The organism is Pseudemcibacter sp., assembly GCF_965661635.1.
Classification (GTDB): domain Bacteria; phylum Pseudomonadota; class Alphaproteobacteria; order Sphingomonadales; family Emcibacteraceae; genus Pseudemcibacter.
Map to the genome: position 1 here is coordinate 1 of NZ_CBFIEP010000161.1, position 10443 is coordinate 10443.

Genomic DNA, 10443 nt, shown 5'->3' on the forward strand with positions numbered 1-10443 from the left:
CCTTCTTTAAACTGGACTTCCAGGGCCTCCAATTTTGTTTCAGATGTACGAGGGTCGCCAGCATATTGAGCAATCGTTCATAGGTTTTTTAAAGCATTATAAAGAACGAATAACCCTTTACTATCATCATCTAGATCAGAATTACGAACGAGCGGATCGCGGAAATCTATAAATTCATCTAAATCCTGTATTGACTGATAGTCTTTTGTAAGCAATCGATATAATGCATTTGATGTAGGATTATCTTGTGCGCGCTCTGCTTCAAGTAATTTATCTTGATCCCACGGTGTCTCAGCACGGCTATTACCAGCACTAAGTGATACATTTGATTGTACTGAGGGAAGAGATAAAATAGAACTTTGCGCTTGCCTTGCTGTATAATAGGATCCAAGCAGATCTGCCCCAAAATTAACGATTTGAAATGTGCTTTCGTCTGACATATTTTTTCCTACATAGTCGTTTAATTATTATATGCAAAAAACATGCCATCTCTCGTGCTAATATATGTTCATGAATAATTGTCATAAAACAAGGAGTTATGCAGCTTAAAAATCATCTACAATACAAAAATTCAAAATTTACAGGGCAATAAATGCCTGTTATTGTGCGCTAACTGAAAAACATGCAGCCTATGAAAATCATAGCTCAAAAGTGGGATTCCAATATGGAAGTTTTTGAAAGTGCACCGCCGTCCTATAGTGAACAAGAACTATTGGATATCGCCAAAACTTATTTCAATAAAACGGGAAAAATTAAGCCACTTGTGAGCGAGCGGGATCAAAATGCGCGTCTAATTGATGGTGATGATGAATATGTCATCAAAGTCGCCAATAGTGCAGAAGACGATAATCTGGTTGAATTTCAAAATGCCGTCTTAAATCATGTTGCTGCACTTGATCCTGAATTGGCGATCCCAAAAGTCATTATTGGCAAAGATGGTTGCCAAATTTTTAAGCATAATGATAATAACATCCGCCTGATTACTTTCCTAAAAGGTGATATTTTTGGTGATGCTCCCAAAAGTAGTTTACTTTATGAAAACCTCGGTAAATTCTTGGGGCGCTTTTCCACGGCTATGCAAGGATTTGGTCATCCTCATTCTCATCAACCAGATTTTCTATGGAATCTTGATAATGCTATATTCACTAAGCAATATATCGCAGACATTGAAAAGTCAGATGATAAAGAGCTAGTAGAATATTTTTACGACCGCTATGAAAAACTTGTGGTTCCAAGATTGGAAAGAATGCGTTCTTGTGTCATTCATAGTGATGCAAACACATATAATCTTGTTGTTCAGGGCGATGAAATTAGTGGACTTATTGATTTTGGCGACATGTTGTTTGCAAAACAAGTCAATGAACTTGCCATAGCACTTGGTTATGCGGTTCTTGATGTGGATGATATCTTTGCCGTATCGAAAGCACTTATCAGCGGATATACAGGCGAATTTCCGCTATCCGAAGACGAACTTGAAGTGTTATTTGATTTAGCAGCCATGCGCTTAATCATGAGCGTCTGTATTTCATCAAACCGCGCAAGTGCCGCAAGTGATGAAAAACACAGGGAATATCTTACAATTACCCAAGCCCCCGCATTTAAAGCATTACGTAAATTGCGTAAAATCGGCATGTCTTTTTTAAATGCATTTGCAAGAAAAGCAGGGGGCTATGATGCGCACAGAAACCTCACGCCTTTAAAAACATCGCTTGATGGTATTAAAATTTCTAAAATGTTTGATTTTGATATTTATAGTGAACCGCGTGTATTGTTCGATAATGCAGCAGGTGCCCCTGGCACAGAACATATTTTAAATCCTGAAAAACATTCTAATTGGGTTACAAATCTTCTTGATGAAAATGAAGCCCGTTACGGTCTTGGGAACTACGGTGAAAATCGTACGTCCTTTACCCTTGGTGTTGGTTTTAAAAGTCATGGATCACCCCCTGATCGCACCGTTCATATGGCCGTTGATTTCTGGCTAAGGGCACCTGAAAAAATCTACGCACCGCTTGATGGTGTCGTGCAAGCAATTGCAAGTAATGATGATCCTTTTGATTATGGCACCGTTTTAATCCTTTCCCATCAGGTTGATGAGGGACCAGAATTTTACACATTATACGGCCATCTTGAAAAAGCGAGCGTCAAGAAGCTTAATATTGGGGACACTGTTGCTGCAGGTGATCATATCGCCACACTCGGTGAAATCCACGAAAATGGTGGCTGGACGCCCCATTTGCATTTTCAAATCCTCCTTGACCTTCTTGATTATGAAGATGGAAATTTCCCTGGCATTTGCGAAGTTGCTACCTGGTCTACATGGTCTGATATATGTCCGGACCCGAATTTACTTCTTGGCTTTATTCCAGAAAGTTTTGAGCATAGCGACCTAACGATTAATGACATGCTAGAATCGAGAAAACAAGTACTCGCACCGTCATTGAGCGTCGCTTATAAAAAACACATCCACATGGTTCGGGGCAAAGGGCCATATTTATATGATAATACGGGCCGCGCTTTTCTTGATTGCGTAAATAATATTACACATGTTGGTCACTGTAATCCGCATGTGGTTAATGCCATTCAAACACAAGCTGCCCGCTTAAATACCAATTCACGTTATCTATATGATGGGATTAATAAATTGGCGGCACGCATCATCGATAGTATGCCTGATCCGCTATCTGTCATGTTCTTTGTTAATTCCGGATCAGAAGCAAATGAACTCGCGTTAAGGTTAGCGCGTCATTATACGGGTCGCAAAACGACCGTAGCTGTCGATTGGGGGTATCACGGAAATACAAATGCGACCGTCGCCATAAGTGCTTATAAGTTTAACCGCAAAGGCGGCAATGGTTGTCCACCTGAAACAAGGTTGGCCGAATTTCCTTGTCCATATCAAGGACGATTTAATAACTATTCCGATGAAAGTGGTAAAGCGTACGCTGCAAGCGTTGATGAACAAATTGCAGATTTAATAAAAACAACAGGCGAGGGACCAGCCGCTTTTATCGCGGAAAGTATAGCAGGCGTCGGAGGACAAGTTATATATCCAGATGGCTATTTAAAAGCGGCATATGAAAAAATTCGTGCATCTGGCGGACTGTGCATCGCTGATGAAGTTCAAACGGGCCTTGGCCGCACAGGCGAACAAATGTGGGCCTATCAATTGCAAGGTGTTGTTCCCGATATCGTCAGCTTCGGGAAACCATTCGGTAATGGCCATCCGATGGCCGCCGTTGTTACAACCCGTGAAATAGCCGATAAATTTGCCAATGGAATGGAATATTTCAATAGCTTTGGAGGAAATCCAGTATCTTGCGCGATCGGTATGGCCGTACTTGATGAAGTTGAAAATAATGGCTTACGTGGAAAAGCGATCATTACAGGAAATTATATCATGGACGGCATGCGCGATATGATGGACCGTTATGATTTAATCGGTCAAGTGCGTGGCAAAGGCATGTTCTTTGGTGCGGAACTTGTAAAAGATCGCGGCACAAAAGAAGTTGCTCCTGAAGAAGCCAGCCGTATTGTGCAATATTTACGCGAAGACGCCGTGCTCTTTTCCACGGATGGACCTTATGACAATGTCTTAAAAGGAAAACCGCCCATGGTATTTGGGTTACCAGAGGCGGAAATATTCATCGATAAACTCGAAAAAGCCTTTAAACGACTTTATAAAGAAGGTTTTTAGCCCTTAAGAGCATCCGTCGTTGATTTTAATTCATCAAGTGTCGCATCCATTAGGTTGCGTTGATTATCAATGGCGAGCATGCCATTTTCATCAAATGCTTTCGTAACGAAATTAACGGATACTTGTGACGGAACAACATGAACGCCAAGATTTCCAAATAACATACGTAGCGGAACCAAAACGCGCATACCCCCAAGTCCACCTGGTGAAGAAGCAGCAATCGCCAATGTTTTACCTTTATAAGGTTCCCCAAGGTCTTCACCATCCGACCTAGAAATCCAATCGACGACATTTTTAAGCAGAGGAGGGTATGAGCTATTATATTCAGGGCTTACAATAAAAAAACCGTCATGCTCAACAAACAATTTTTTAAGTTTTTTTGCATTTTCCGGCATGCCTTGCGCGTCTTCAAGATCCCCATCATATAATGGCATTGGATAATCTCTTAAATCAACAAATGTTGCATCGATCCCTTTTTCCTCAGCCATTTTTCTACCTTAAAATTATTGATCGTATTAGAAATAATAGATCAAATTGTAAAATCAAGTATTACTGAATTTTATGCTTTAAACAAAAGAAAAGCCGCTTAAAAAAATAAGCGGCTTTTCAGAATTCAGAACTTTTAAACTATTTAGTCAACAAGTTTTAGTTCAGTAGCAGCTTCTTTTCCGCGGCTTTCTTGAACATCAAAAGTAACTTTTTGTCCATCATTTAGTCTGTCGATACCAGCAGCTTCAACAGCTGAAATATGAACAAAAACGTCTTTTCCCCCTTCATCAGGTTCAATAAAACCGTAGCCTTTGTTAGGGTTGAACCATTTAACGGTGCCTGTAGCCATTTTCTTATACTTTCTTCATTATTAATAAAACATTCGTCAACTTGACGAATAGAGATTCTAATTATGCTGGTATTTAAGTATTGGTAACTTTGGAATTCAGGAAGAGACGCTATAGAGCGTACCATAAAGGTTTATTCTTAAATATTCTAAAGCAATCCCCCTCAAACAGGTGCATTAACTAAAATTCAAGCTGTACCGTATAGACGTTTATTTAAAAAAGCAATCCTTTATTTGTTAAGTATATAACATTTTCTAATCTTTTGTGCCGTTTTAGAGGGGTAGGCGACGGGTCGATTTTATTTCTTTCATAAAAAAACTGGTTTGCGTGCTATCAATTGTAGGGTGATCCAGAATGCTCGAGCTCATAATTTCATAATAATCATCCATATCCTTTGCAACGACGGTCAGCATATAATCTTCTCCACCAGAAGTCGCATAACATTCAAGAACATTATCCATTTCTTCAATATGTTTTTCAAATTTTTCGCGCGTTTCTAAACTATGATTATTTAATGATATCACACAGTTAGCGCGCAATTTTAAATCAATTTTTTTGTTGAAACTTCCGGTATTTGTGCACCGATTACTCCTGCGTCTTCCATGTCTTTTACATGGCGCCAAAATGATGATCGGGACATTCCAACAAGCTCCGCTTGCTCTGCTTGTGCAAGAGGTGGATGCCTTTGAATTACTCTTATAATTTTTTTATCAATTTCCGTTAATTGCATCAGGAGTTCCAATTATTAATTTTTTTTAAAACAAATGTGTCATTTTTATTAATATAATACATTAAATAAAGCAAAAATTCCAATATATTGCATCATAATAGGTAAAATGCTAATGAATGGATAAAAAGATGCAAGAATACGATTTCTCACAAATGCCAACAGTATCCGACCATGTTTTTACAGCTAAACTGCAAAAACCTGAATATCTAAAAGATGATTGGATAGAACCAAAACAACGCGAATATACAAGCAAAGAACATAACATTTGGGATCAACTATATAGGCGATAAATGGATATTTTACCGGGGCTAGCCTGCGATCAATTCTTTGACGGTTTGAAAATGCTAGAATTTGATAAAGGTGGTGTTCCCGATTTCCGTAAAACCAATGAAACCTTAAAATTAAAAACCGGTTGGACGATCATTCCTGTTCCCATGCTCATTCCTGACCACGTATTCTTTTATCATTTGGCCAATAAACGTTTCCCAGCGGGGAATTTCATTAGAACAGCAGAATGCTTTGATTATATTGAAGAGCCGGACGTTTTTCATGATGTCTTTGGTCATGTGCCACTACTTACTGATCCATCATTTGCAAATTATATGCAAGCATATGGCAAAGCAGGGTGGAAAGCCCTTCAATATAACCAATTGATAGCTTTAAGCGCTCTATATTGGTATACAGTTGAATTCGGACTTATTAAGACAAAGGAGGGAATGCGCATATATGGTGCAGGCATCTTATCTTCTCCAGAAGAAAGTCCATATTCAATTAATGCCAAGTCACCAAACAGAATTCATTTAAATGTCGATTGCGTCATGCGTACCGATTATAAAATTGATGACTTACAAGCCAGTTATTTTGTAATCGACAGTTTTGAAGAGCTCTATAAAATGACTGTTGATCGTCCATTTGATTATATTTATCAAAATATCGGCGCTTCCTTTCAATATGCACCAGCAGCAATTCTTGAAACTGATCATGTTTATCAGAAGGGTACACAAGAATATTGCCTTAGGGGTGGACATGCTTCAAACGCAACGCCAATATAAAATATACAAAATACATTCAGAGGATAGATTATGTATCAAAAATTAGAAATTAACAGTCTCCTATCTCAGTTAGAGGGCTGGACAGCTTCCAAAGAAAAAGAAGCCATCTTTAAAAAATTTACTTTCGCGAATTTTGAGGCTGCTTTTCTTGCAATGACAGAAATTGCAAAAAAAGCGGAAGAAATGGATCATCACCCTGAATGGTTCAACGTTTATAACCGTTTGGAAATCACCTTAACCACACATGATGCCGGTGGGGTAACAAGTTATGATAAAGAATTGGCAGAATTTATTGATCACGTCTGCTCATAAATAAATAGCTTAAATATTTATAATGTCTTTAATCCTTAATAAAAAAGATTATATTGATAAAAAAGGATGAGGGACAATGAAATATAATCGATTAGGCAATACAGGTATTAAGGTATCCCAACTCTGTTTAGGTACCATGACGTTTGGTGCGGAGGCAGATGAAAAAGAATGTTCAAAAATTTACGCTGCCGCTAAGGATAAAGGCATAAATATTTTTGACTGTGCCAATCTATATGCTGGTGGAAACTCCGAAAAAATTCTTGGCAAGCTCATTAAAAGCCACCGTGAAGAGGTCGTTTTGACAACCAAAGCTTATTTTCCAGTTGATAGTTTTGCTGGTGGTGGCGCAATTTCATGGGGAAGGGGTCTAAACCGTACCCATCTCATACGCGCACTTGATGATAGTTTGAAAAGACTAAATACCGACTATATCGATATATATTACATGCACCGTTTTGATGATGATTGCTCATTAGAAGAAAGCTTATCTACATTAAATGATTTCGTTCATCAGGGAAAAATAAATTATATTGGATTAAGTAATTTTGCCGCTTGGCAATATATGAAAGCAGTTGGCATCACGAAAATGCATAATTATGCGCCAATTGCATGCATACAACCTATGTATAATTTGCTTAAACGACAATGCGAAAGCGAAATACTGCCAATGGCCATAAGCGAAAATGTAGGTGTATTTTCTTATAGTCCATTAGCAGGCGGCGTCCTCACTGGTAAGTATGTCACTAAAAATAAAGATAAAGTTGATGGTCGTTTAAACGAAATGGAAATGTATAAAGTCAGATATGGCGCCAAACATATTGATAATATCGCAGAAAACTTTGTCAATTTTGCCAATAAAAACGGTTTTGACCCAATAAGCTTGGCCATTGCATGGACACTTCATCATCCTGCTATTTCCGCACCAATTATTGGCGGGCGTTCTGCGGAACAACTTAAGGCATCATTGAATGCTGTTGACATTGAAATAAGCATTGAATTAAGAGAAAAAATTTCAAATCTATCCAATGCCCCAGAAACGGCTACCGACAGATCAGAAGAAACCACTTCATAAATATAGAAAAAATATTAATATTGTTAACTGACCATATTGAATTAGCGTATCATTCATATTATAAAAGTCGCTTATGAAAAAACAGGATAAACAGTAAATGAGCATTATAAAAGAAGCCACCAACGAAGAAGCCAATAGAAGGCATATGATTGATGGGCTACTTTTACCCAATGATGTTACTGATGAAAGAGTAATAGAAGCCATTGAAAAGGTAAATCGTGAGAGCTTTGTCCCTGAGGAACGTAAAGGGGTTGCTTATATTGATAAAAGCATAAAAGTTGCTGATGGTCGTTACATGATGGACCCATTATCCTTTGCAAAACTCTTAAGCGAAGCAGACATTAAAGCTGATGAACTTGCACTTGATGTTGCAACCAACACTGGTTATACAGCCGCCGTTCTCAGCAAACTTGTTGATGCGGTCGTCGCTATTGAAGAAAATAAAACACTTTCAGAAACAGCAACAAAAAATTTAGCCGATGAAGATTGTGATAATGTTGCTGTGATAAATTCGACCCACACGTATGGGTTAGCAAAGCAGGGTCCATATGATCTCATTTTTATTAATGGTATGATTGATGAAGTGCCCAAAGCTTTGCTTGAACAACTTAATGATGGCGGCCGCATTTTATGTATCATTAATAAGGACGGTTTTGGCCGTGCGTCTCTGGTTACATATAATGATAAAATTCTTGGCGTTAGAGTTTTATTTGATGCAATGGCACCTAAGCTTAAAGGTTTTGAAAAAGAGGAAAAATTCGTCTTTTAACGCAAATTTAATACGGTTTATCGCATACTAACAACTTGATGTTGACAGTGGTAACATAACAAGGCAAGTTCTGCCCCATTACGAATTTGACGGTTCTAATGATTCTTTAGGGCGCAATAAAGACAAAAAGGTACAACCAATGACCAAAAAAGTTAAACTAATTAAACCCGTTCTTGGCACAGCAACAGCTATAATAGCCTTGATGGGTAGCACGCTTTTCGCGAATGCTGATGATTTAAAGGCGGCATTAGAAACCGCGTATATTAGCAACCCAGACCTCGAAGCTGCAAGAGCTAGTCAGCGTGCCGTTGATGAAACAGTTAACCAAGCAAAAGGTGGCTGGCGCCCGACTATAGTGGGGATAGGATCTATTGCAAAACAGAAAAATAATAGTACCGGAGTTTTTGCTCAAAACTCGACAACGAATCCAAAATCACTTGGGATATCACTAGAACAGAATGTATTTAGAAGTTTTCAAACGGTAAATCAAACGGGTGAAGCACGTAAAAATGCAGAGGCCGGACGCGCAGATCTGTTAAACACAGAACAAAATGTGTTTATTAATGTAGTTTCCGCCTATTCGAATGTAATTCGTGATGAAGCATTCCTTGAATTTACAACAAATAACGTCATCGCACTTCAACGTCAATTGCAAGCAAGCGAAGATCGTTTCGAAGTTGGTGAAATTACACGTACGGATGTTGCGCAATCTCGTGCGCGTCTATCACGCGCACAATCCGAAAAAATTGCGGCTGAAGCAACCTTAACCGCAAGTCGTGCGGCTTACCGTCGCGTGGTCGGTAATGAGCCAGGCACCCTGGAGCGTGATATTGTAATTCCACCTTTACCTGCTTCAGAAAAAGAGGCACTGGATATTGCATCACGCACACATCCACTTGTCGTTGCTGCTAGTGCTTCAGAAAAAGCAGCTGATTACGCAGTGAAGAGACAATATGGTGGTCTTGGCCCAACCGTAACGGTTGGCGCAAGCTACACAAAAAACTATGATCGTTTTTTACCTGGTGATGAAGCATCTGCAACAGCAATACGGGCAGATCTTCGTCTACCCATTTATCAAGCTGGCGTTCAAGCATCCGTTGTTCGTCAAGCAAAACAGCGTCGCAGTCAATTTCGTATACAAGAAATTGCCGCTGAACGCCAAGTTCACGAGTTAGTTAGAAATGCTTGGGAAAGTTACCGTGAAGCGAGTGCGCGTATCATTTCAACTTTGGATCAATTAGAAGCAAACGAAATAGCCCTTGAAGGCGTTCGTCAAGAAGCTGATGTTGGATCACGTACTATTCTTGATGTGCTTGATGCCGAACAAGAATTATTGGACGCACGTGTGAATAACGCCACTGCCGTTCGTGATAGAATGGTTGCTGCATATAATCTTCTTTCATCAATGGGGAAGTTGAATGCAAAAGACCTAGCATTAAACGTAGATATTTATGATGCAGAAGAAAAAAGTAAAAGCGTAGAAAATAAAATCTACGGTTTTGGTACTGAAGAATAAAGCTCAAGAATTCGGTTTAATTAACCAAATCTTAAAATTTTGTTAAATATTACTGTTAAAAAACATTGATAATCTTCTGAAATTAAATAAAAATATTATGGTTAACAAATATGTAAAAACAGATATAAATATATTGCCTAAAAATATTTGAACAAATTATAGACATTTAAGTGCGGGAACCTAAAAATGAGCGAACCGGAAAAAGAAGAAGAACCAAGTATGGAAGAAATTCTTGCGTCTATTCGCCGGATCATATCCGAGGATGACGAAGAACCGGCCAAAGAGCCCGCTGCTGAAACGGAGCCCGCTCCAGAACCCGAGCCAGAAAAAGACGCTGAACCAGCAGAAGAAGAGGATGTTTTGGAATTGACCGAAGATGACCTTGAAGAAGATGCCTCTCAAGACGACATCGATAGTATGTTCGATAATATTGAAGAATCAGATCAAGAAGAAGATGAA

The 10443-nt window shown here is 38.8% G+C and carries 12 protein-coding genes and 1 pseudogene; 8 read left to right on the top strand and 5 right to left on the bottom strand.

Annotated elements, in window-relative coordinates; all coding sequences use genetic code 11:
• Nucleotides 1-77: 77 nt before the first annotated feature.
• Nucleotides 78-440, bottom strand: a complete 363-nt coding sequence (locus ACTF6W_RS10785) for a hypothetical protein (protein WP_438994551.1) — start codon at nucleotides 438-440, stop codon at nucleotides 78-80.
• 224 nt (nucleotides 441-664) lie between these two features.
• Between ACTF6W_RS10785 and ACTF6W_RS10790 the strand changes: the two genes are divergently transcribed.
• Nucleotides 665-3697, top strand: coding sequence for an aminotransferase class III-fold pyridoxal phosphate-dependent enzyme (locus ACTF6W_RS10790; RefSeq protein WP_438994552.1), 3033 nt, complete (start codon nucleotides 665-667; stop codon nucleotides 3695-3697).
• On the opposite strand, the gene ACTF6W_RS10795 is transcribed toward ACTF6W_RS10790, so the two are convergent.
• The 4 genes from ACTF6W_RS10795 to ACTF6W_RS10810 all read right to left on the bottom strand — a co-directional run bounded on the left by ACTF6W_RS10795 (nucleotide 3694) and on the right by ACTF6W_RS10810 (nucleotide 5263).
• Complete coding sequence (locus ACTF6W_RS10795; RefSeq protein ID WP_438994553.1) at nucleotides 3694-4185, bottom strand: NADPH-dependent FMN reductase; 492 nt, start codon at nucleotides 4183-4185, stop codon at nucleotides 3694-3696. The genes ACTF6W_RS10790 and ACTF6W_RS10795 overlap by 4 nt on opposite strands.
• Before the next feature lie 143 nt (nucleotides 4186-4328).
• On the bottom strand, nucleotides 4329-4535 hold the full coding sequence (locus ACTF6W_RS10800) for a cold-shock protein (protein ID WP_438994554.1): 207 nt from the start codon (nucleotides 4533-4535) through the stop codon (nucleotides 4329-4331).
• A gap of 270 nt (nucleotides 4536-4805) precedes the next feature.
• Nucleotides 4806-5072 (bottom strand): Lrp/AsnC ligand binding domain-containing protein, encoded by a 267-nt coding sequence (locus tag ACTF6W_RS10805; RefSeq protein ID WP_438994555.1) that lies wholly within the window; start codon nucleotides 5070-5072, stop codon nucleotides 4806-4808.
• A 2-nt stretch (nucleotides 5073-5074) separates the two neighbouring features.
• Nucleotides 5075-5263 carry an Lrp/AsnC family transcriptional regulator gene (locus ACTF6W_RS10810; RefSeq protein ID WP_438994556.1) on the bottom strand — a complete coding sequence of 63 codons (189 nt, stop codon included), beginning with the start codon at nucleotides 5261-5263 and terminating at the stop codon, nucleotides 5075-5077.
• Between the two features lie 116 nt (nucleotides 5264-5379).
• Between ACTF6W_RS10810 and ACTF6W_RS10815 the strand changes: the two genes are divergently transcribed.
• From ACTF6W_RS10815 to ACTF6W_RS10845, 7 genes and pseudogenes are all read left to right on the top strand, one after another.
• On the top strand, nucleotides 5380-5553 hold the full coding sequence (locus tag ACTF6W_RS10815) for a hypothetical protein (RefSeq protein ID WP_438994557.1): 174 nt from the start codon (nucleotides 5380-5382) through the stop codon (nucleotides 5551-5553).
• The gene (phhA, locus tag ACTF6W_RS10820) at nucleotides 5554-6315 is read left to right on the top strand and encodes a phenylalanine 4-monooxygenase (RefSeq protein WP_438994558.1); all 762 of its coding nucleotides are present in this window, start codon (nucleotides 5554-5556) and stop codon (nucleotides 6313-6315) included.
• A gap of 30 nt (nucleotides 6316-6345) precedes the next feature.
• Complete coding sequence (locus ACTF6W_RS10825) at nucleotides 6346-6627, top strand: 4a-hydroxytetrahydrobiopterin dehydratase (protein ID WP_438994559.1); 282 nt, start codon at nucleotides 6346-6348, stop codon at nucleotides 6625-6627.
• Nucleotides 6628-6703: 76 nt separating this feature from the next.
• Nucleotides 6704-7699, top strand: coding sequence for an aldo/keto reductase (locus tag ACTF6W_RS10830; RefSeq protein ID WP_438994560.1), 996 nt, complete (start codon nucleotides 6704-6706; stop codon nucleotides 7697-7699).
• Between the two features lie 97 nt (nucleotides 7700-7796).
• Entirely contained in the window at nucleotides 7797-8468 is a 672-nt protein-coding gene (locus ACTF6W_RS10835; protein ID WP_438994561.1) for a protein-L-isoaspartate O-methyltransferase family protein, read from the top strand.
• Nucleotides 8469-8607: 139 nt separating this feature from the next.
• Nucleotides 8608-9984, top strand: coding sequence for a TolC family outer membrane protein (locus ACTF6W_RS10840; protein ID WP_438994562.1), 1377 nt, complete (start codon nucleotides 8608-8610; stop codon nucleotides 9982-9984).
• A 186-nt stretch (nucleotides 9985-10170) separates the two neighbouring features.
• Nucleotides 10171-10443: pseudogene (locus ACTF6W_RS10845) on the top strand (DUF2497 domain-containing protein); the annotation flags it as partial.

Coding starts and splice junctions, on each gene's coding strand:
- ACTF6W_RS10810 (WP_438994556.1), bottom strand. CDS start 5,263: ATGCAATTAACGGAAATTGATAAAAAAATTATAAGAGTAATTCAAAGG.
- ACTF6W_RS10815 (WP_438994557.1), top strand. CDS start 5,380: ATGGATAAAAAGATGCAAGAATACGATTTCTCACAAATGCCAACAGTA.
- ACTF6W_RS10835 (WP_438994561.1), top strand. CDS start 7,797: ATGAGCATTATAAAAGAAGCCACCAACGAAGAAGCCAATAGAAGGCAT.
- ACTF6W_RS10790 (WP_438994552.1), top strand. CDS start 665: ATGGAAGTTTTTGAAAGTGCACCGCCGTCCTATAGTGAACAAGAACTA.
- ACTF6W_RS10840 (WP_438994562.1), top strand. CDS start 8,608: ATGACCAAAAAAGTTAAACTAATTAAACCCGTTCTTGGCACAGCAACA.
- ACTF6W_RS10800 (WP_438994554.1), bottom strand. CDS start 4,535: ATGGCTACAGGCACCGTTAAATGGTTCAACCCTAACAAAGGCTACGGT.
- ACTF6W_RS10825 (WP_438994559.1), top strand. CDS start 6,346: ATGTATCAAAAATTAGAAATTAACAGTCTCCTATCTCAGTTAGAGGGC.
- phhA (WP_438994558.1), top strand. CDS start 5,554: ATGGATATTTTACCGGGGCTAGCCTGCGATCAATTCTTTGACGGTTTG.
- ACTF6W_RS10795 (WP_438994553.1), bottom strand. CDS start 4,185: ATGGCTGAGGAAAAAGGGATCGATGCAACATTTGTTGATTTAAGAGAT.
- ACTF6W_RS10785 (WP_438994551.1), bottom strand. CDS start 440: ATGTCAGACGAAAGCACATTTCAAATCGTTAATTTTGGGGCAGATCTG.
- ACTF6W_RS10830 (WP_438994560.1), top strand. CDS start 6,704: ATGAAATATAATCGATTAGGCAATACAGGTATTAAGGTATCCCAACTC.